This is a genomic window from Anaerobacillus arseniciselenatis (assembly GCF_001865995.1).
In the GTDB taxonomy this organism is placed as follows: Bacteria; Bacillota; Bacilli; order Bacillales; family Anaerobacillaceae; genus Anaerobacillus; species Anaerobacillus arseniciselenatis.
The window spans coordinates 72,203-94,814 of record NZ_MLQQ01000044.1 but is presented as its reverse complement, the minus strand read 5'-3'; the positions used below and the strand labels follow the sequence as shown (position 1 = coordinate 94,814).

Sequence of the window (22,612 nt, the reverse complement as noted above, 5' to 3'; positions counted from 1 at the left end):
TAATTGCGTTTGAAAAAGTATTCCGTATTCACCCGTTATTAAACTATACGCTGATAAAGAAAGTACAACTAATGCTAAAATTGTTTGTATTATTTTCAACCATAATTTCAATCAAATTCCACCTCCTATTTTTTTTACAAACCTGCTTCAATACTGCGCTTGGAAGAGGATCCGTCGCAACGACAGCTTATTTTTTACTAATGTATAAATGAATGACGTTTTAATTCTTTGGCATAGTAAAAGTTGTTGTAATACTTTTATCTTTCTCTAATTTTTCATAAATTTCTTTTATTACTTCTAATGCCCTTTCATTTGAGTCATATTTTCCTAATACCCTATCCCAAAAAACAAGGAAACTTCTACTTACAATACCTTCTATGTTGGTCCCATTCGCTGTCTTTCTAATTCTAACTTCTTTTACATTTAATAAATTATTCTTATCTTGTGTGATTATCCATAACATTAAATACTCCCCTCTCTTTCAAAAATTTAGCGATAAGCTTTACTCAGTTATCGCATATCGTTTGTTTAAGAAGAAACTACTTTTTCTGTTTAGTTTCTTCCCAAATTTTTCGGGCAACTGGCAAACACTCTTCCTCTGAAAAGCTCCAACCAAACGCTTTAGTAAAAATCTGTGCAATGCCATCTGAAAGAGTATTTACAGTGTCAACATTACTTAATAAAGAAACAATTCTTGCTATTTCAAACTCATATTCATCGTCAGGTGCAGAAGGCAACAACCCAACAGGGTCCCATTCATTAACTATCTTTTTTACTATATTAAATGTCGCATTATATTTCTCTTTAAGATGTTTATTTGACAATAAAAAATCTCCCCTTTAGGTTGCACAACAACTAATTCCTTTTTTGAACTAATGCTCTCGTTAGTGAAGCTATTGGTATAATTCGATTTCTTTCCCGTTTTCATCAAAAAGTATAAACTCGTCAAGGAGAGGATTTTCAAAATTATCTGGTACTTTTTTGTATATGAGAAATGATTTCTCTGTTGGTACGTTTATTTTAAAGTTATGTTCCTCTATTCTTGAATTGACCGAAATGGAATTTATCTCCATATTGGGATTTTTTCCATATAAAACAATGTACTTCCCTCTATTTGTTTCCAATATTTGATGATGTATTATGTTCGAGCCCTGTCCAGACGAGATTATTTTCAACTTACCGTTTATTCCTTTAATTAAATTGGCATATCCATAGTTTCCTTCTTGTAATTGAAATAATGATACATATGATTTTGTATTTTCAAGTTGCACCACTTTTAATACATTAGGTTCAAGAACTTCCACACTACTCCCTCTATTTAGCCAAACTTTTAAACTTGATTGAATAGCTTCTTTATCATTTTCAATCTTATATTCATTAAAATAGTAAAATGAAAATCCAATGCTAATCACTATAAGAACAAAGAATATTTTTATTTTCATTCCGACTTTCCCCCCCTCGTTATTCCATTTTCCATCTTCCACTAGTCGAGTAGAAGAGAACCTCTCTACCTTTTTGGTAGATTGTGTTCTCCACCCTCCCAGAACCGTGCTTGCGCTACTCACGCACACGGCTCCTCCTAGTTACCATTCACAAAAAATAACTTGTAATTCCTGCTATCCTTACTAGTTTTGTTTCCATTTACTCGTCCTACCTCTGTGTGTAGGTCTACCTCTGAGTGTAGTAAATGTGTCCCTAGCATGGGTGGTAACTGGGTAGCAGCCTTTCCTCCATCGGCATTACCCAACTTCATTGGTACTACGCTGCTATCCGACTCCCTATCTGGCGTTTGGTTTCCTTACTTTGTATCGTTTGTACACCATACTCTTCTATCTAGAAAAGACCGATAGGGTCTCCCGAGTTGCCGTATCATATCAATGTGTTACGTGCCAAGGTCTCTGACCCCAGAGAGGTTTCATTCCTCTTGCCATTTACGAAGAATGAAATGTTGCTTTCTGTCGCAGTTAAAACATCAGCCCTCTCGATTTACTAACATTATGGGGCTCAATCCCTTCAACCATTGGCTTTCGGCCCGCAACCTAACTGTCTACGCTTAAAGACTAAAGTTACCTTTAGCCCTCCAAGACTCGCTACGAGTGAATGGCTAGTTCTTGCTCGACGGGAATCCCACCCGTTATATGATACGACCTAGGCTCGGCCGCACAACTGCTCGTTAGTTTAAGTGAAAATATTCACAACGTCATAAGTATTCATACTAAAATCATACCAGAAGATAACGCATTTGTTGTTATTTTTTTCCACAATATTAACGATTTTTACTGCGTAGTATAACGTCAAATACGTAATACAAGAGTTACCCCATAATCTTTAGGATTGAAGTGGTAAATGCCCTGTCATTCTTTGGTACACTTTTTGTCATTTGGTGGTAAATACTTTGTCAGAGGTGGTACATTTCAATGGCTTTAATCAGTTAAAAAAAGATTGATTAATCTCTGCTTTTTTAAGTAAACTAAAAAAGTTGCTATTATTCATGTACAAAGCGTATTAAAAAAGGAGTCGAAGTTATGTCAGCAAAGTTTGATAACGGTGATCTTGTTTATGTTGTGAATGGTCGTCATAAAGGATTGAGAGGTACAGTCGTTCATAATGAAGGTCCTCTTTTGTGGGTGAAGTTTAATAAAACTGAGGTTGTCGATAGTGTTCATGAAGATCATATGGTAAGGGCTTAATTAAACGATATATTTCAATAACTTTTAACCATGCATTTGCTAACTCGTTTGCAAGTGGTGGTTTTATTTTTTGTCGCGATCATCGAACCATCTAACCTATTCTTCCCCTTAAAAATCCCCGAAAAATACACAGATAAAATTTTTAGGTTAGATGGTTACATAAGGCTTAAAATTCGCTGTCAGGCTCTATTGAGCAAATAAAAAAATAATATAGTTAAATTTTATATGAAACACTCATGCTTAGCAAGATTTCCAATATTAAGATTTATAGAGAAAAAAATCATATTAACCACCGTGATACGTTTAATAACTATTTTACTAATATTTATTTTGCTTACGCTACCTATTTCTAAACATGTTTTTTACTGCATCTATCTTTTCTTTACGTTTTTTTCTCCTTTCTGCGAAAATTTCATTCTGATCCCTTACTCGAACAGGTCTCGCTACCGTTCTTAATTCTATAACTTTATTTTTTTCCATTTTACCATTTCCTTTACTAATAATAATGTGGTCATATAATAAAGAAGCTAGCAAAAATGCTAACTTCTAATGAATTAATCACTATAACCTAACCGTTTCATTGTTTCATCCGAGCGTTTTAGAGCCATAGCCGCAATTTGTTGGACTTCTGGTTTTGGTGGTACTTTTCCATTAAGAGGTACACGAATAACCCCAATATTATTTTTTGGTTCATTCTTTAACGTTCTTTTTCTTAATAATGATAATATCATCATCTATCACCTCTCTATATACTCATTTTACCACTATCTTTTAATTTTTTAAAGACCACAATATATTGTGCATATACCCTTAAAATCGCCGTTATTTCTTCTTTTTCACCGATAGTAAGCATTGAATAGAAAGAATCTGCTAAATGAAGATTGATTACTCCAATATTTTTATAAGTATCATCGCCTAATTCTCTAATAGGCATACCCATAATCCCTTGATACATCTTATGTTTATCCGTTGTAGGACCATAACCATATTTCTCTGCATCTTTCGAATAAATATCCGGAATAATAATCATTTCTGCTTGATCAATAACTTTTCCTGCAAATTTTTCACCACGCTTAACAGGTTTTCTCTTAACTCTATTTAAATGATACTGACCTATAATTGATAGTTCATGATTATCCTCAAGCATGATCGAACCTTGAATAATCTGACCATTAAAGAAACGCATATTTGCTATTTCACTTACAATTTGATCCATAATTATTTCAAATTTGTGGCGTGAACTATCTGGTTCCATCAATGATGAAACAAATAATTGATTGATACGAATAAAAGAATTTAGCACGTCCGAAGGAAATGCTTTAGTCACAGATAATCTTTGAATAGTATTTTTTAACGAATCGATGTTATTTTTTAATTCTTTTTCACGTAATTCTATTTGCTCTCTCATTTGGTGCTCCATATATGATTCTAATGTGAGAAAATCCTTCTCTGCTAATTCTATTGAATAAAAACGATTTTTGACCTTCCCTCTTCTAAAAAAATTTACTGCCCAAATTAAGTTAAGCTCTTTTGAAATCATATTGCTTCTTGTTTTTGCACCAATCTGTATTAGAATAAAATACGTAACGATACCATACAGTATCCACATCCCATATTTCTGAAACTCTGCATCAAAAAGTGTGTAGGTATCTAATGTAAAAAATTTAATTAAAAAATCACCTGTAGCAAAAAGAACGCCTATAAACAGTGGTATATTAATTAGCTGAAATAGTGTCCATAGAAAGTTTGCTACTAACTTAATTGTAAAACTAAGAGCATTCTCTCTAATTACATGAATCTCTGGAGTAAATTTTCTTTTTGCAATAAACTCAGGCATCAAATCTCTTACCTTCTCTTGTAAATTATTAAACATTTAAATCTCCTCCTCTGAGCGTAAAAAATCCATCTTTACATGAACTTAAATCGCTAACTCGTAACAACCTAAAACGACATAATTTCATTGACTAATTTAGGCTCGTCCTCTTTAATCCACTCGACTGCCTTTATTAAAGAGATAATTTCATCCTGCGAATAGTCTCCTAAGGCTAAAGTAACTTTAACTTTTTCAAATTTTCTACTGATATAACCAATAAATGAATGATCTTCTTTTAGTTGATCAAACTCTGGATTAAGCCAATCGTAAATTAATTGTCTTGCATCTTGTTCAATTGAAATCCATCCTTTTGCAGCACTATGGCTCCATCATATGAGTGATTGGTTGGTTTTACCATATTTCTTGAAATATCGTAACCCTCGAACTTCCAGTAGTCAATAATCGCTTTTACTTCCTCTTCTGAAATCAAGTCGTACCCCGTCTCTTCTTGAATATATAAGAATTTTTCAAGCATAAGCTTTCTACCTTTTACAGATAATCCCCCTGGAAGATACTCAAAGTCCTCTGCTCGATCAAATTCTTCATACTCTTTTTGTTTTTTCATTTCCATATATTCAGAGACGTTCATTCCTTGATTAAAATAATCACCTATGAGACGCATTTGCAATTTTTCATCTTCTAGAAAAGATAAGCGCTTTTGGTGCTGTTTCCTCCATTGACGTCGTTCAAACTCTCGGTATCTTACGTCATTTCGCATTTCAATAAGTTGTTGCTTCCATTCATAAAGTAGCATTAATTTGGTATGTCCTTCACTAATCAACCCTTCAAGCATATTGTCTTTGTTAAGCCCCATTGCAGGACATGTCCAACAACCTTGCCTACTTCCCATACCACATGCCTTCTTTTCTTCTCCTGCGTCCTGTAAGCCACATTCCAAAAAGAACCCCTGACCATATTGCACCTCAAGTTCTGAGGCTTCTATCCCCCAAGAAAATCGTGTTGGCATAGATAGAAACACTTCGTCATTGGTCATATATTTAATAGGCATATAACAAAGGATTTCATCTGTGAACTGACTATGACGGGAAAACTTTGTATCCTTTATCTCATGAGTTTGAATTGAAGCTGCTCTTGCTACAGACTCATCTAAACGAGTACCAAGGATTTGTACTACTCTTGTGGTATCTTGATCGAAAAATGATAATTGGCCCGCCGAAGATACGGAAAAACCTACATTCATTTCAAGTGGTGAAGCATCAACAATTTGCCTTACTCTCTTTTGAACTGGTTTTTGCTTCATGCGATGACTGCACCAACGCCCTCTTTTTTTAGGGGTAATGACAAGCAAACCTCTTCCCAGGGTATTATAAAAAAAACGATCCTCCATATCTGGAGTTGATACTTCTGCTATAATAGGTAAATCCATTTCAGTAGCAAATATTTGTATTTTTTTCATCGATTTTTCCATAAACCTAGTCATCATTGGAGTTTCCGCTAAGGTATTAACCATTAGTACAAATACTGGTTTATGACGCTTCTCTCTCGGTAAAGAAAGCAACATTTGAAAAGTATATTCTAAACAAAGGCTAGAATCTTTACCACCTGAAAAAGAAACGATCCAAGGTTTTAAATCATTTAAGTACAACTCTTTCATTTCTTCAACAATGCTATTCACTTAATTCCCTCCCTTAAAGTAAAAAAGAGAAGAAACAATGTTCCTTCTCTCGTTCAGTAATTTTCTATTCTTCATTATCGTAATGGCATCACTAACCCAAATTGCGTTGCAGCTTCAATATCAGGACGGATAGTAACAGGTTTCATCTCTCCAGCAAATTGGAGCCTAACATTCTTACTAGTCATCGATTGAAGAGCGTCAATTAAATAGTAAACATGTAACTTGATTGAAATTTCTGATCCTGTTTGCTCTACAAACAACTCTTCAGAAAAATTCGTGATCTCTGTTTTACATTTAATATTTAATGTGGGTATAGTCCCCTCCTTCACTTGCGTAGTAATAATTTTCCCATTCTTCCCAAGAGCTATTTTCATGCGTTCAAGAGCTTTTAATAGTTCTTCTCTATGCACTACAATTTCACTCTCGTTTTTTACTGGAATTGACTGAGTGACATCAGGAAAACTACCTTCAAGAAGTCTAGTAGTAAATAAAACACCTTCTGCTTTCAACGATAGTTGATTATCCGATATTGATAACTCAACTTCTTTTTCATCCAATAATAATGCAGTTAACTCTTTGACTGAACTTTTTGGAATGACCACATTCTTAAATTCTTCCGTTTCTTTTAATACAGGAACGGCAGTAATCATTAACCTAGAAGAATCGGTTGCGATTAATGTTAAGTACTTACCGTTTGAAACGATATGTACTCCTGTTAATATGGGTCTGTTTTCAGTAAGTGAGCAAGCATGAATGGTAGATGACAGTGCATCCGCAAAAGTCGGAGCTTCCACTTGAAAGATCTTACCTTCTGCATACCGAACTGGCTTCGGATACTCATCGACAGCTAAAGTACTGATACCATATGAACTCTTCCCTACTTTGATCGCAAGTCTTCCATCCTCAACAACGATTTCTACATCACCACTCGGAAGTTTCCTCAACATATCTAAGAAAATTTTCGCTGGAGCGACAAAAGAGACCTCTTCATTTGTTTCTGTAATGTCCTTTGCACTTAATTCAACTGAAGTTGTCTCATTCGTACCACGAATAGAGATTTCATTCTCTTTAGCAACCACCAAAATACCTGACCTAATTGAATCAGTTTTTGTAGATGCAGCAGTAGAAGCCTTTCCTACAAGATCAATAAACGTTTTTGTTTCCTTAATTTCAAGTGTTGTCATTTTTCATTTCCTCCTAAATGTGTAATTATTATCAATACCTTTGATAGCTTCATAGAACGCAAAAAAGCCCTATTGAGAGGCATACTCCTTCCAAGGATAAATGCCACCCAATAGGGCTTATAACTTCAAAATCAGGCTCCATGAGCAAATAAAAATAATGATAATGTTATTATACTACAAGTATAGAAAAAGAAAAACAAAGTTTACAATTTTATCAAGAAAGGCTATACCATCTAAAACTTGCCGATCTCTTCCTTACTACAACGAAGTCTAGAATCAGAAAATCCCACGAACACAACTTCGTGAGATTTATTGCAATAATTACTAGTAAACTAAAGGTAAACATATTATAATTATAGGGAATGTTATGGTTTACTTTTAACTTAGATGGTAAACTTATTTTTAACAAGTAATTTCGGCCCTTCTTTTTCAAAGTTCGATTTCAACCATATGTCTTTTTTGGAAAGCTTATGATTGAAAATTACTTGGATTTAATAATTAAAGCAACCTACTTTATTTTACTTGTTAGTATTATAACAAAAAAGATACACGTAAACAAATAATTATAATAGGAGATGAAAAATATGGTTGATGAGAAGAAAAAGCCAGACCGTAAAACTTTTAATCCTGGAACGGAATGGATAGAACGATTTGATAAAATTCAAGAACAATTAAATAAAGGAAATAGTGACTTATTTCGTGCTTGGGTGATGGAATTAGAAAAAGACCTTGTAACGGGTGAATTGACATCGATGTCACCTGATTTGGCGAGATCCTTTGAAGAAGATTTACGTAAGCTAACTGATGCACTTCAAGTAATTAATAATCTATTTGTCAATCAGATGAAAGGATTGGATACGAAATTAGAAGCTGAACGAATTAAGCAACAAACTAAACACGAAAGAGAAATCGCAGCTGTCGAAACTGAAAGTGCAAAGGTCCGAGAAGAGAATGCAGAAATCAAAGAAGAAATAGCACATTTGAAATTAGAAAATCAATCTATTAAAAATGAAAATGAGAAACTTCTCCCAGCTAATGAGCAATTAAAAAGTTCAGTTGTAGATAAAGAAAATATTATTAGCGGTCTACAAGCTGATGTATTACGCCTTAATGAAGAAGTAACAAAATTACAAGGCATGAAAGAGCAAAACGAAAAATTATTAAGTCAAGTTAGTGAAATGAAGGATACTGTCAATGATTTAGTAAATCAATTAGAAAAAGCGAAAGATAAATTAAGTGTGAAAAAAACTAATCATGAAATCGCTATCCAAAATTTAGCCGATAAGATGGCGTTTGAAAAAGATAAGGCATTACTAGAATTAGAAAAGAAACACCAAGTGGAGATAACGAAAACTAATGAAGTTTACAACGAAAAGATACGTGAGATGCATTTAGAAATAGAAAAAATCAGAAAAGATTATGATGGAAAACAATCTGAATTGATTAGTCAGTATGAACAACAGATCAAAGAGCTAAAAAATAAAAGTAATGAGTAAAATAAGTAAAACATCAAATGTTTAAATAATGCAATTTCAAGTCTCAAAGGGTTACACGGGGCAATGAATTATTTAACATTTATCAACAAGATGCACAAATACGTATCAATCGAAAAATAACCTAACTTAGTGAGGTCCTTTTACAATAGTGTACAAAGGGCTTTTTGTTTTAGAGGAAAATAAAAACGTATATACCATCATTGTATATACGTAGAAAGGCACTTTGTGCTATTGCATTTCTTCATTAATTACTTTCTTTTTTTCTTTTTAAATAAGGATAAAACGGACTTCTTTTTTTTCATTGGTTGTAAGTTCTCAAATAATTCTTTCCCTAAAGATTGCTTTGCCATACTAGAAAATATTTCATCTAAAGTGTTTGCTTTCTCCTCACTTAACATCTTCCATACGCTTTTCCCTTCCATAAGGGCATTTTTTACTTCTTCTAGGTGAGGAAAATAGTAAATTTTCTTTATATTATTGTATGCTTCTGATAAGTTTTCTCCAAACTTCTTTATTAAGTATTCATTTGAATGGTTACAGAGTAATGTTATTTTATGGGTTAGATTTTGATCGTGAAGAAAACGAACAATGCTATCTTGACTCGCATTAACCCTTGCAGGATCAAATTGCGTTGATAGAAAAATATGATTGGCTTGACGTAAAATAAGTTTTTCATTTTCTTCAATAAGCCCATCAGACAAATCATATAATAATATAGGTATTTGCCTTGCATAACCAACTAGATAGGCACTTTTCATTAAATTCCATTTAGTTAAAGGTACACTTGGATTTTGAACCAAATAGGTTACACTATCCACATTGATACTCATTCCTTTACGAATCTCTTTTTCTTCTTGAATTAGTTCATGCCAACTTTGCCAATCATCCTTTATATAGCTTTTACCATTTATAAGTTCAAACCAAGAAGAACAAGCGTATGGACTTTCCAATACACCTACTTGAAGTTGAAGATTTGAAAGATATTCAGCAAACATTTTTGTTAAAGTTGAAGAACCACTCCCCTTTACAGCACTACCGAAAACAAAAATTTGTGGTTTTACTATAAGTTGTTGAAAAATAGGTACTTCCACTTCTACTACCTTTCCTTCTTTTGGAATAGCGCCTGTACGCATTAGAGTTTCTGCTTCTTCTTCTTCTGCTGCTCTTTTCTTTTCTCTCAATTTTTGTGAAACACTTTCGACTTGCCCTCTAAATTTCTCAATATTTTTATAGGAAGGTAAATCAAGGATTTGCGTTAAATAGTTTTCTGGAAGTTTACCGTCATGAAAAATATCAGTAATATTATAAGTTGTTAATTTTGTTAAAAATATTTCATCAATTGAACGATCACAAATAAATACAATACGTAGGTTATAGCTAAAACGTCTAATCTCTTCAATAACTAATTCCCACTCTTGATCAGAGGCATCCTGTTCTTCACTTTCACCAACTAAATCATCTCCAACAACAACTAAATGTGGCGACAACTCGTTAATTTTATTAATAAGCGTCCTTCGCGTAGTGACCTTCGCAACTACTTTTGCTCTTTCAGTTTTTTCTAGATCCTCTCTTATAAATTCATCTAAATGCTCGTCCCCTGTTGCCAGGATAACTTCTTTTCGCTCCATTCTAACAACCTCCCTTCATCTTCTTTAATAAAAATTTCTAGTGAATGTCGAAATTCAATAAAAGAAATATATTGTTCAAATTCTAATCCATAGTAGACTAATTTTAATACATGAAACCACACATGCTCAGAAACGTTTATATCTCCATTTTCCATCTTAGAAATACTACTTCTATTAATTCCTATTTCATTTGAGATATCGGTTTGTGTTAATTCAAGTAAAGTTCTGAAATGAGCAAGACATGCTCCCTTTGTCCGTGGAAGTAATAAATTTAATAATATACCTTCTGACTTCATGTTGTATCATCCCCCATCAAACATAAAGACGCACTTCTCCCCTACTTATGAAGCTAGGTAAGAAATGCGTCTTCCGCCCGTTTCTTTTTCATTAAAGTTTGTTGTTATTCATGATTTTTCTTAATTAAAAACTTCTATGAAACTTCATTCTTTCATAAATATTTCTAATAATTTCAACTCTATAGTGAGTAGTTGAAGTTGTCATAGGATTAACTTCAGGATGGCTTGCTTGAAACGTAAATACGTACTCTCCTTCTTCGATGTAAGGAAAGTCTTCTTTCCACAATTTAGCGGTCCAATGCATTTCCATTTTATCATCATCATACGTTTGCATCGTAAACATTGAATGAGGAATTTGAATAACCCCTACACTACCACCGAAATTAATTTTCCCCCAAACTCTTTGAGCTGGTTTTGTGGTTAAATGAATAACAAATTTTTCTCCTGCTCTAAATTTATTCGTATTTTCATTAAATCCATCATCAATCCAGCGATTTTTCCATTCTTCCGTATGAGTTACAAGGGCTTCAATTCCTGCAATACTTACAACAATTCTTTTAGATATGACACCAACACCACCTTGATCATCAGTAACAGTTAGTGTAACATCATACCACTCTGATCGAGCTTGAAATACAGGGTATTTTTCATTACTTGTAGTTGTTGTTCCTTCTTTACTAGTAATCTCCCAATCCCAACTAACAATGTTACCATCAAGATCGTAAGATCCATCAGGATTTAATTCGATATTTTCTCCTAATGTCGGCATCAATTCGAACCAAACAAACTCAGCGATTGGTAGAGAGTTAGGTGGTTTAGGATTCACAGTTATTTCATGTAGAGCAGGAACTAAAGAGCGTAATCCGTTATTGTCATAAACATGAAGCTGCACTTGATAAATTCCTTCTACTGCATTATTTATGATCGGATTTTTACTTGTTGAGTTTGTTACTACACCACTTGGAGAAGTAATTTCCCATTCCCAAGCCGTTATATTTCCATCTACATCGTAAGATGGCGTTGGATCTAATGTAATTGTATTTTCAGATATTGGAAATTCAGGTGTCCAAATAAATTCTGCATAAGGCTCTTTTGGTCCTTGAACTACATCTACAGTGATGGTTTTTGAACCCGACGAACTTGTTAAAGGGTATGGCGGATCATCAAAGACCGTTTGTGTAATACGATATTTTCCAACTCCCGAAAATAAAGTAAAGTCTATTGGTGGATATCCGACTTGCCATGTACGAATCGGGAAACTCCCACTTACATCTAACAATTCTACTTTCCATGAGTAGTTAACTAAATTATGACCATCAGGGTCGTAAGAACTATCCGTATAGGTTGCAAGTTTGTCTACTTCAATTGGTGTCGGTGATAATGAAAAATCAGATACTGGAGCACTATTTCCAATCACTTCAATGTTCTCTTCGTAAATGTCTGACCGTAAGGATGGTGGAGTATTGGGAATGTCTTGGACAGTTAAACCAATAACATACTTGCCTTCAGGTAAGTTCATTGAACTAAAGCTTGTTGGCCAACTACTTAACGTTTTTAAAATTGACGTTTGACCTTGCCTTCTTACCGTTATTTCATAGTTTGTTAGTGGATCACCGTTAGGGTCATAACTGCGATCAACAAAATCTAACGTTTCGCCAACTTCTACAATACCTTGAACATCAAATAAAGCCACTGGCTTAATGTTCAAATTCATCGTGGATATTCGCTTGGTAATGGTCGCATAAGCCCCATCAACATCTTTCACTTGAAGCGTGACATCATAATTTTTTCCAACCTCTAAATGTTCCGGTGGCGCACCATCATACTCAATATCGTCCACAGAATAAGATAGCCATGTATGCTCGACAATCCCTCTGTCACTTCGATTATCTTTATGATCAGGGTCATACGATAATGTAGGATCTACATCTAAACGGTAATTATCTGCTACATCGATGTTAAAACCGAAATCAGCAATAGGTCTACGGTGAACATTGATCTTATATTCCCGCTGCACGTTATGATCTGACCATTTTCGATAGTCAAAGAAACGATCATCGCCCCAATAAACAGGGTCATCCATTGCTCGTAACTGGACGGTGTAAGTACCAGGTTGCGTTAATGCTACTGGACTATCCAACCACAAGCCACTTTGTGGAATTTTTGCTGTTGGATCGTCAATTTCTCGTCCATTTACTTTAAACTGATCATGAGTAAATTTCCATTCTCGTCTAATTTCAGGATCATTTTCAAAATCACTATAGGCTGTAGTGTAATCAACTCGATCGCCTAAAACAATGGTCAAGTTTTCCGCATTTTCTTCAATCATATATTGATTGATAAAGTAATCTTCAATATCTCTAAGATTACGGATTAAATAGTCGGCATCATAAGGCTCATATTTGCCCCAACCTGATCCTTGAATTGCTAATAATTCTGCATTTAAGCGATTTTCAGGAATAGCTCTATTCCACGTAAATACATTATCATTATTCGCTTTAGTCGTTACGCTATTCCATTTTGAAGTGTTATTTTTCCACGTCCAAGCTTCATTATCAAAGCGAATGTAATAATTATTTGCATCATCACGGTATGTTTGATTAACAAAGGCTTCTGAAAAATCGGTAGTATCTACTTGTTCAGTAGATGCTAAACCTTGATTTTCATAACCAACGACGACATATCTCCAATCTGAAACCCACCGTCTTAACGAAGCCGAATAATTTGTATGGGAGTATTCGGTGATCTCGTTACTAGAATTCGTACAAGGTGGAGAGTGAGAATGTTCTACCCAATCGGAACGGTCATCGTCTCTTAATTCAGGATAATCAGGATCAACCCACCAATATCTGTAGTAACACCAAACAACGACATAAACATCCGTAGACGACTGACTAGTTACTTCCCAACTCCCACTGTAAGGGCTTGTCCCACTATAGGAAGAGTATTGATAACTACCATAATCAACCCATCCATACACAGGTATGTTACGAATTCCAACCCCATCTGTATCTTCTTGATGATAATATGAATTATCAATCGTTACATTAGCATCTATTCCTTTTTGCTTTAAGGAAGTTTCTAATCCCCCTGCAAGAGATGTTAACTTATTTTTTGCCGTTGTATCAAAAGAATAATAATAGTGATCGTAAGTTCCACCACCAGGAGCTGAACCTGTTAAATGTTCCTGAGTTGCAATGTCAAGTCCCCCAAAGTTAAGGACAATGTCTACTTTGTTATGTCTTGTTGCTCCAAAGTCTATAATAGGTGGTGCATTATCTACTTCTACAACTTTATCTGTTTCAGGAATGTTAAAGTTAGCATCTTGCATATAGATACTAGCGTTACCATCGCTATTTAAGATATTTGACTGATCTTTTAGGTAGTGTTCATCCAAAATGAACTCTTCTAATGTAGGTTGCCCGAAATCTTCAACCACTTCCAAACTAAAGTGATAGTTGCCTACTTTATCAGTTTCAAAGGTTACTAGTTTTTCATTCCCCTCTGAAAGAATTTGTCTTGGACCATCTTGGTCATTAATGAAACCATCGTTATTTGAATCGTGACGAACATACCATATCCGTTTTTTAATGGTATCACCGTCAGGAGTAATTGATTGATCGCGCAAGGTGAAAATAGCATTACCTGTATTTTCATCACGTAAAGCTACTTTCTTATCAACGGTAAATTTTGCTTCAGGTGGTAAATCATCCTCAACGACAAAGGTTTTCGTGACAATATCAGAAGTTTCGTTATAAATGTTGGTCACAGATAATGTTGCCTCATATTCTCCTGGTTCCCTTACTAATAGTTCTCTATTAGATAAGTCACTTGACGAACGAATTTTAATTCCGCTAGGGTCTATTCCTGCCGTTAAAGGACGAACTGTCCATTGTGATCTTGAGTAATCAATCGGTGCTACATGGGTGGGAGAATAATAATCAGAAGCTGTCGCATCTAAGATGATTTTTCGATTAATTTTCAAGTCACCGCTTATATTCATTCCCGCAGTAGGAATTGTCGGTAATATTGTTACACTTCTCGTTGTATGGTCACTATCTCCATCATCATCGGTTACTTCTAAAGATGCATAAATAACTTTAGGAGACGTCACTCTACTAGAGCTATAAGTTAAACTACTTGGCATTCCATCTACTCGGAAATCCCTTGATACAATCATTCCGTCACCATCTACAGATTGGTCTTGAAACGTGAACGTTTCTACCCAATAATAGTCAGGGTCGGCATATAGCATAGCGACAGGGGGCATGTTTGGAATGACACTTGGATCAAATTCCGGTTCTATCCCTGGGGGATAGACTTCAGCTTTAGTGATTGAAGTTGAAGTTACAACCGTTCCATCATCTAAAAATGCTCTAGCACGAACTACATATTCTTGGATATATGCATCTGTTTCAAAACGTTCTTTTGGGATCACAAAAGAAAATGTAGACGATTGTTCAAAGTTTTGTGCTGCTACACCTGAGTATTCTTTCGTTTGCAATTGATCATTGCCTTGTTCTTCTCTTGCTATTAATTGATACGATGTAATTTGGGAAGGATCGCCAAGCCCCATAATCTCTCCATTTACTGTAACAGATACCGTTACATCTTTAGCTGTCTGATCAGGACCAATGATAGTCACCGAAGGTGAAGCACTAGCAGTCGTGATCATTGTTGGTGTAGATGGTTCTTCAACAATTAAACTAATCGTTTTAGATACCTTCTTTGGTTCTGTATCTCCGAATTTCGAATGAATTTGAACCATTCCTTCAAGAGTAACTGAATGCGTACCTGGTGCATATTGATCTCTTGAAAAACTGACTTGTTGGTCAGATAGCGTTGCATAACGCTGACCAGAAGTTGTCGCTTTATTACCTTGAAACGTAGCTGATAATTCAGTGATGTGATTATATTGCATTAACCCCGATAGTAACGCTTCAGCTTCTAAAGTGACATTTGCTGTCGCAGAAACCTCTGAAGCACTGATAATATAAGTTTCTTTATCAGTGGTCATCGTTCCATCGACAAGAGCTTGAGAATTATCTACAAGAGACGGAACAACAAAAGTTGCATACCATATTTTCCCTGAACTAGCTTGATGTTGTGTATAAACTGATCCTTCTCCGCGCCATGTAGGAGCAATATCAACCCTCGCCTTTGCTTCGCTACTTATATACGAGTAATACATGGGGTCATCTTCATCGGCGCCATTTCCTGTCCATCCACTATTTTTTATGTGTTCTTTAATGCTTGGGTCCTGAATGCGACTCCATTTTTCCATTGCATCACTTATGTTGATATAGTTAAATTCTTTTGGGTGACGTCCACTTGTGGAGTCAGGTGGGAAACAACTATTCGTTACTAGATCGCCTTGTTGGTTGTATCCTAAATAACGACGTTCACTACTATTGCCGCATAAGCTTTTATATTTCGTATCACCTTCAGGCTCTCCCCATATGATCTGATTATACGTTTGATACGTATTCCAATTGGCTTGTTTACCATCAGGGAGTGTATAGGGCATTTCTAAAAGTTGAAGATACTCTTTAAATTCTTCTTCATTATCAGGATAAGCAAACACTTCTTGTGGAAAGAACATCAATGTTTGAAATAGCATTAAAAAAACCATTAAATGAATAAGGATTGGCTTTTGTTTTCTTCTCATGAGTTACCTCCTTTCTCTAGAATATATAAACTCGCATCTTAATAAAATATGATTTATTAAGGTGCGAGGATTTAACTTATTTAGAAAAATCAACATAAATAGCTGAATTAGCTACAAAAACGGTCACTTTAGTTGAACCAAAAGCTTTTGAGAATGTCTTTTCCTCATTGGTTTTAGGTACATTGTATTGATACTCCTTATGAAACTCCATGATGTATTGATACATGTTTTTCCCTTTTTGTGTCCCAAACAACGCTTCTAAACTTCCTTGTAGTTTTTCACCAAAAAAGACAGGATTAAATGTATCTGTTTGAGCGTCATACCACATATATTCTAAAAACAAAGTAGCAACAATGTCTGAAGCTCTGTCCTTTGTATGTTTTTGCTCCGTATATAGATGAATAGTAAAAGGTTTATTTCCGTATTTAGCTGCAACAGGATTACCTGCAAATGTATATGAGATAGCATTAGGGATTGAATCATTCCAATCGTTGTAGTTCAACAACAAATATCTATCTTCATCTAGTAAACTTCTTGCTGCATTCATCACAGTAGCGTTTGAGAAATGCTTTTCACTCGGTAATATCCAATTTCCTGAGCTGTCTTTGAAATACATGACCCCTTGATCGACTTTAAAATCATCAGAAGAAGCATATAAGTATAAATCTCTGTCCTGGAATACTGACCCTTTAATTGCTCTAGTAATGAATGTAGCCATATGCGCTCTTGTCGTTTGATCTGCTGCGCCAAACTTGCCATTCCCATATCCAATTGTTACTTCAGATGCGGCTAACGTCTTGATGTAATCTCTTGCCCAATGATCATTTCGAACATCGGTAAATTCCTTTGGATAAGTGCCTGTTAAATCAAATGTGTTGACTAAAACCTTTGCCATTTGACCTCTTGATAAAGTATCCTCTGCTCCGAAATTTCCGTCACCATACCCGTCGAAAATCCCTAACTCTTTCGATTTGTTGATGTAAGCTAAGTCCGGGTGATCGTTAGGGACGTCCGAGAACTGAGATACGTTCGTTGTATTTACATCACCACTAATTGCTTTCACCAACATACGCGCTGCTTTGCTACGAGTGATCGGTTCACTTGGCTTAAAGTAATTTCCAGTTAGCGCTTCAGCTACCTCCATCCCTTGTAGATATTGAATGTCCTCATACGCCCAATGATTTTGACTGATATCTAAAAAATCACTATTTGCTTTTGCCATTTGTGGAAGTAATACAAAACTACTAATAATTACGAACATCAACAACGTAGAAAATGTTTTTTTCATTTGTTTCTCCCCATTTCATTTAAAAAGTTATATAGCACTGTATACATTTATTATATCACCTAATCAGGTTATATACAACAATATTTACCATATATTGTACAAAAAAGGAGAATTATATTAAAATGAATTTGAGGTGATGAAATATGCTTTTGTGGAATCTAGATAACTATATGAAAAAGAACAATTTAAGTTCTCAAGATGTAATTAGTAAAACCGGAATACACCCAAATATCATTTCTCGTATTAAACGGAACAAACAAAGAAGAATAGATCTAGATGTACTTGAAAGATTACTATTAGGTTTAAATTGTTCTCCAAATGATTTGCTTCGAATTGAGTTTAAATCTGAAGGTTAGCCATCTTTATATTCTTGAACTTTAGGAAACTGTTGAATGTTTTGTGAGTTATAAACCTTCGTTTCCACAATATACAGTAGACTCGGTCCAAAAATAACTTTTTCAAAAGTTTTACCGTTGATCGGTCGTTGGTGTGTGTATATATATGGAAACTCAATTGGATTACCCGATATAGGATCTATAAAAGAATGATCAATACTCACTCGTTCTATCAAACTTATTGGGTCTGTAAAATAATAGCCATGTAAAGGTATTAATTCTTCATCAACAGGTAAGTTTTTTGACAATGTACTTTTAAAAGCTTCATTACTTTCAGTATCACTAAAAACTATATATCCTTCACTCGCCAGTTCTTCGTCTACGAATAATGCCGCATCATGCACCGCGTGATCTAGGGCATATGACAAATGATTATATGCTCTTTTTTGTAAATATTGATCAAATTCTAATCGAAAATAAACCATCGAGGATGCAAATATCATAAACACTAGCATTAACTTCCCCATAATTATCCCTCTTTAGTTAACATATTCACTCATTCTAGAAGAATAATGAACATGATATAATTGTTCTTGAACACTAGGATCTAATATATTTGTAATTAGTACATTTGTATATAAATTTGGTACTTTAACTCCACCTTCAATATAATCACCCCTGAAAGTAATATCCTCTGTTAAGAACAACTCTATATTATCTTCTGTGTAACCTACTAGACCCAGGAGTGTATAAACTTCTTTCTTTATTTCTTCTGTGTAATAACCTTCTACAGATGCAAATTCTGTAGCTCTTTCAATTGCAACTTTAGCAACATTGCCTCTTGTTTCTTCAACTGTATTAAGAGTTGGTTGATGTAAAATAATTAACATTAGTGGAAAAACAAGGTATAGAACAAATAATTTACCCATTTTTTACCTCCAGAGTTAAATAAATAGGGAGGCACCCCCTATTTATTTAATTATTAAACGTTTCCATCGTATTATTAGCTTCTTCAATTATCATTTGAGTACTGTTTTTCATATTCACTGCATCCTTATGAATACCATCCGCATCAAACAACGTACTTTTTCCTGTCGTCACACTCAACAAAATAATCATTAATAATACAAGCAATTTCCCCATAAATAGTTACCTCCATTAATTTTTTATTTGAAAGGGAGTTAGTTTACCCTCCAATCAATATCTGAAAATTATTAATCTCATTCATCGTAAGCCGATGCCATAGCCAAAATGCTACAAACGGATTAATTACTACAAAAAAACCTCCAACAAGTACAATTGCATAGATCACCGCATGTTTAATAGCTAAGTAATCTTTTAAGCTTTCATAAAGTGAATTTGCAAACTCACTTTTTCTAAGTTCCAGTTTTTTTATTGCATTTTCAACTGAAGTATTTTCTACTTCTTGCATCAATAATGCTAAATTTTTAGCTTCCTTTGTACCTATTTCATTTGAAAATAGAGCCCATGCTTCCTCATATTTATAATCCCTAAGTAATGGCAGCATATTTTCTAATGTTGGACGAATTTGTTTAAAGTAAGGTCTAAGCGAATAAATCAAATGATAGAGATTGTCCAAATTCTTCCCCTTTGTATGAAATTCGTTCATTATTTCATGATAAAGTTGATAGTTTTCACTATTCTTTTTATTATCTATGATCTTTTTAAATAAAAGTAAAAGATGATAAGAAGGCATATTTTTAGTTGGTTCCATTATTATTGGTATAGATGCGATTACATAAAACCATATACTCGGCACTATACTAATAGAAAAGATATTATTCATTAAAAAGATAGCCAAAGCTACAATTCCAAAGATCAATCTTACTAAATTGTAATGAACACTATTTATCCATGTTGGCAAGGACATCGATCTAAATAATTCATCATATTTCTTTGACTTTAAATAACCATTGTTAGCCTCAATTTTATTTCTTACGTAGTATGATTTAAATCGAAATCTTTTCTTTGTTCGTACATCTTTTAAACTAGACATTAAAAAAATGTAACTAATGTATAAAGGAATGGCTAAAACAATTAAATAGATCCATGTCGAGTTACTAAAGATCAATTATTTCCCCTCCATTTCTACAATCCTTGTTTAGATTTGTTGAGAATATAAGCCATGACTAAATTAATTGCACCTAATATCATGGTTATAATAAATACTTTTAATCCTAAAGGTGTACCAAAATGGTAGTAATAGACATTTCCCCCTGGAATTAAATACTTATCTCCCAAGAAAATAAATAAAAACGTTAATGGAATGGGTAAAAAACCTAAAAAGGTTGCTTCTCTCCCCTTTGTTTTACTCTTTCGATTAATTTTATTAAAGTTAGAAAGATCTTCTAATATGTGCTCTAACGTAATTTCTACGTTAATTCCTTCTTTAATAGATTTTAAGATAGACCTTGATAAGATAATTCCCCAGTTTTTTCCGATTTGGAAAGCAAAAACTTCCGAAGCATAATCTTGATCTTTTTCTGTTCCATGCATACGTATAAATAAAGACGTAAATATTGATTTAAGAGGTCCATGCGTCGAATCAGTAAGATCCTTTAAAGCGTACAACATATTGTAATTATGCTTACGGTAAGATTGAAGTAAAACCTCTATCGCATCTCCAATCGTTTCATACACACTGTCTTTAATCTTCATTAATTGAATAGACATAAAAATTAAAGGCAACAAAATACTAAAAAACAGCGCAGAGAAAAGACTTAATTTCCAAGTTTCTAATAGAACCCTTAATATGACTGACAAGAACACAAATAATACAAATTGACTATACAAAATAGTTGCAAAATGTTGCACTTTATAACCAGGCACAGTTGTTAGTAATAAAAAATGGTATTTTTTAAAGAAAGATTTCTTTAAAAGAAAGTCAGAATATTTTTTTGCCTTCATCTCACTACTGGCCTTAAATCGACCTTGTATTCTCTTGGTGTCAAAACCTAGCGCTAAAAGTAGAAAGAATAAAGATAAAATTCCAAGTACAATTAATCCAATATAAAGAATAGTTTTATACTCCATGCGACCTACCTCACACAGTGACCTATTGTCACTTTTTCCTGTTTAACCATCGGATATTTTTTTTCTAAAAGAGATAATTTATTTTGAAGAATTTGCATCTCTTTAGGAGTTGTCTGTTTCGCTATTCTTTTTAATCTTTCAGGAATAAAACTACAAAATCCCCAACTATTTAATTCCTCATCATAGTTCATAATTTTATACATTTTAAGTTCTGAGGTCTTAGAATCAAAATCATAAAATTGTACAGATGTAACTCTTCGTTGTCCAGGTGAAATTTCTGACATCGAAACCGAGAAATGTACATTTCTTGCAAAAATTCGGTATACGTTATTAAAATCCAACGATATTGAGTTGTAAAGCATATATAAAGAGGTTAATATTTCAGGAATATCTAAAGGATCGGAGTCATGTAAAGTACCACTTACTTTTTTAATTCCTTGTAATGAAGCCCTTCTATATAATCCAGCTTCATATTCTCTTATTTCACCTATTAAAACGTTAGTAATATCTTGCCTTAACAACGATGCTGAAACAATTTTCTCAAATTCTTCTCCATCAGCCAGTACATGATCAACATCTGATCGAGGAAAAATATCTCTCACGATAAATTCAGGGTTTTTCTCACAATAAAGAGTTCCTAACCCCGAGTACGCAAACTGCTTTAAAAATGTCATTAACATTGTACTCTTGCCACTTTGCGGAGGACCAGCTATTGTTGAATTCATCTCAAGAAGAGCTAAAATTTCAAAAATCTCAATGGCCTCCTTTGGAATTGTCCCTAATTCAGCCTGCTGCTCAAATGATGGTTTTTTCACTATTTGTCTACGAAAAGTTATTGATGGCTCTCCCACCTTACGATCAGGGATCATAATTGAAACACGATAACCTTCATTAGTTCTTGTTTCTAATTCAGGAGAATTAAAGCGATTTAATTTATTATATTTATCAATGTTGCTTAAACGATGACATATTTCTTCAACTTCTTGTAGATTTCTAAATGTAAAGTCTAAACGTTCATACCCACTAGTAGTTTTTAGCTTAATATCTACTCCTATGGCTTTAATCCCTTCTGCTTCAGGTCTATATTTAAATACTGCTAGTGGCCCCCAACCAAAAGTAACTTCATAGATTGCATCAACTAATGTAGGATAGTATGACGGAAATTGTATTTGAGAATATCCATTTTTTGAAAGGTAATCTTGTATATCCTTTTTAATTATGTTTACTGCATTAGGTTTTCCGATCATCGCTTCATGATAAATAGGAACAAAATCATTTCGATGTTTATCTCTTTCAACTGAATCTTTATACTTCTCGTGAATATACTCCTTAGTCAATTCACATGTTTCATAAAAACTATTATAGGTGGAATGTTTCTGCTCCTTTAATGAATTTAGATGCTCAACAACGTCTAACTTATTTCTTTGCTTTGGTGACTTATATTTGCTCAAAGTATTTTCCATC

The 22,612-nt window shown here is 34.0% G+C and carries 20 protein-coding genes; 3 read left to right on the top strand and 17 right to left on the bottom strand.

Translation table 11 applies throughout. The annotated features are described in order from the left end of the window. Positions 1-220 precede the first annotated feature (220 nt). The 3 genes from BKP35_RS16600 to BKP35_RS16590 form a co-directional block, all read right to left on the bottom strand. Positions 221-463, bottom strand: a complete 243-nt coding sequence (locus BKP35_RS16600; protein ID WP_071314500.1) for a hypothetical protein — start codon at positions 461-463, stop codon at positions 221-223. A gap of 76 nt (positions 464-539) precedes the next feature. Continuing rightward, positions 540-824 carry a DUF1871 family protein gene (locus BKP35_RS16595; protein ID WP_084031710.1) on the bottom strand — a complete coding sequence of 95 codons (285 nt, stop codon included), beginning with the start codon at positions 822-824 and terminating at the stop codon, positions 540-542. Positions 825-893: 69 nt separating this feature from the next. After that, positions 894-1,484 (bottom strand): hypothetical protein, encoded by a 591-nt coding sequence (locus BKP35_RS16590; RefSeq protein ID WP_169819250.1) that lies wholly within the window; start codon positions 1,482-1,484, stop codon positions 894-896. Positions 1,485-2,525: 1,041 nt separating this feature from the next. On the opposite strand from BKP35_RS16590, the gene BKP35_RS19050 reads away from it, so the two are divergent. Continuing rightward, positions 2,526-2,690 carry a KOW motif-containing protein gene (locus BKP35_RS19050; protein WP_084031709.1) on the top strand — a complete coding sequence of 55 codons (165 nt, stop codon included), beginning with the start codon at positions 2,526-2,528 and terminating at the stop codon, positions 2,688-2,690. Positions 2,691-3,244: 554 nt separating this feature from the next. On the opposite strand, the gene BKP35_RS16580 is transcribed toward BKP35_RS19050, so the two are convergent. From BKP35_RS16580 to dnaN, 4 genes are all read right to left on the bottom strand, one after another. After that, positions 3,245-3,424 carry a hypothetical protein gene (locus BKP35_RS16580; RefSeq protein ID WP_071314497.1) on the bottom strand — a complete coding sequence of 60 codons (180 nt, stop codon included), beginning with the start codon at positions 3,422-3,424 and terminating at the stop codon, positions 3,245-3,247. Positions 3,425-3,435: 11 nt separating this feature from the next. Further along, positions 3,436-4,563, bottom strand: a complete 1,128-nt coding sequence (locus BKP35_RS16575) for a hypothetical protein (protein WP_071314496.1) — start codon at positions 4,561-4,563, stop codon at positions 3,436-3,438. Between the two features lie 271 nt (positions 4,564-4,834). Then, positions 4,835-6,199 carry an adenine nucleotide alpha hydrolase family protein gene (locus tag BKP35_RS16570; protein WP_071314495.1) on the bottom strand — a complete coding sequence of 455 codons (1,365 nt, stop codon included), beginning with the start codon at positions 6,197-6,199 and terminating at the stop codon, positions 4,835-4,837. Positions 6,200-6,273: 74 nt separating this feature from the next. Continuing rightward, positions 6,274-7,383 (bottom strand): DNA polymerase III subunit beta, encoded by a 1,110-nt coding sequence (gene dnaN / locus BKP35_RS16565; RefSeq protein ID WP_071314494.1) that lies wholly within the window; start codon positions 7,381-7,383, stop codon positions 6,274-6,276. 584 nt (positions 7,384-7,967) lie between these two features. Here dnaN and BKP35_RS16560 point away from each other — a divergent pair. Beyond that, positions 7,968-8,879: a hypothetical protein gene (locus BKP35_RS16560; RefSeq protein ID WP_071314493.1), complete on the top strand. Its 912-nt coding sequence runs from the start codon at positions 7,968-7,970 to the stop codon at positions 8,877-8,879. Positions 8,880-9,127: 248 nt separating this feature from the next. Here the strand turns inward: BKP35_RS16560 and BKP35_RS16555 are convergent, their stop codons facing one another. From BKP35_RS16555 to BKP35_RS16540, 4 genes are all read right to left on the bottom strand, one after another. Further along, positions 9,128-10,507, bottom strand: a complete 1,380-nt coding sequence (locus tag BKP35_RS16555; protein WP_071314492.1) for a hypothetical protein — start codon at positions 10,505-10,507, stop codon at positions 9,128-9,130. Then, complete coding sequence (locus BKP35_RS16550) at positions 10,462-10,803, bottom strand: helix-turn-helix domain-containing protein (RefSeq protein ID WP_071314491.1); 342 nt, start codon at positions 10,801-10,803, stop codon at positions 10,462-10,464. Before BKP35_RS16550 ends, BKP35_RS16555 begins: the two co-directional genes overlap by 46 nt. Positions 10,804-10,927: 124 nt before the next feature. After that, positions 10,928-16,471, bottom strand: coding sequence for an Athe_2463 domain-containing protein (locus BKP35_RS16545; protein WP_071314490.1), 5,544 nt, complete (start codon positions 16,469-16,471; stop codon positions 10,928-10,930). A 76-nt stretch (positions 16,472-16,547) separates the two neighbouring features. After that, on the bottom strand, positions 16,548-17,759 hold the full coding sequence (locus BKP35_RS16540) for an S-layer homology domain-containing protein (protein ID WP_071314489.1): 1,212 nt from the start codon (positions 17,757-17,759) through the stop codon (positions 16,548-16,550). A gap of 143 nt (positions 17,760-17,902) precedes the next feature. Between BKP35_RS16540 and BKP35_RS20275 the strand changes: the two genes are divergently transcribed. Further along, complete coding sequence (locus BKP35_RS20275) at positions 17,903-18,115, top strand: helix-turn-helix domain-containing protein (RefSeq protein WP_071314488.1); 213 nt, start codon at positions 17,903-17,905, stop codon at positions 18,113-18,115. On the opposite strand, the gene BKP35_RS16530 is transcribed toward BKP35_RS20275, so the two are convergent. From BKP35_RS16530 to BKP35_RS16510, 6 genes are all read right to left on the bottom strand, one after another. Then, positions 18,112-18,621, bottom strand: a complete 510-nt coding sequence (locus BKP35_RS16530) for a hypothetical protein (RefSeq protein WP_071314487.1) — start codon at positions 18,619-18,621, stop codon at positions 18,112-18,114. The genes BKP35_RS20275 and BKP35_RS16530 overlap by 4 nt on opposite strands. A 12-nt stretch (positions 18,622-18,633) precedes the next feature. Beyond that, positions 18,634-19,023: a hypothetical protein gene (locus BKP35_RS16525; RefSeq protein ID WP_071314486.1), complete on the bottom strand. Its 390-nt coding sequence runs from the start codon at positions 19,021-19,023 to the stop codon at positions 18,634-18,636. A gap of 46 nt (positions 19,024-19,069) precedes the next feature. Continuing rightward, the gene (locus tag BKP35_RS19705) at positions 19,070-19,237 is read right to left on the bottom strand and encodes a hypothetical protein (protein WP_169819248.1); all 168 of its coding nucleotides are present in this window, start codon (positions 19,235-19,237) and stop codon (positions 19,070-19,072) included. A gap of 43 nt (positions 19,238-19,280) precedes the next feature. Continuing rightward, positions 19,281-19,901, bottom strand: coding sequence for a hypothetical protein (locus BKP35_RS16520; RefSeq protein WP_169819247.1), 621 nt, complete (start codon positions 19,899-19,901; stop codon positions 19,281-19,283). A 302-nt stretch (positions 19,902-20,203) separates the two neighbouring features. Beyond that, a complete protein-coding gene (locus BKP35_RS16515; protein WP_071314484.1) occupies positions 20,204-21,148 on the bottom strand; it encodes a hypothetical protein in 945 nt (314 codons plus the stop codon). Between the two features lie 5 nt (positions 21,149-21,153). Then, on the bottom strand, positions 21,154-22,611 hold the full coding sequence (locus tag BKP35_RS16510) for an ATPase, T2SS/T4P/T4SS family (protein WP_071314483.1): 1,458 nt from the start codon (positions 22,609-22,611) through the stop codon (positions 21,154-21,156). Position 22,612 lies beyond the last annotated feature (1 nt).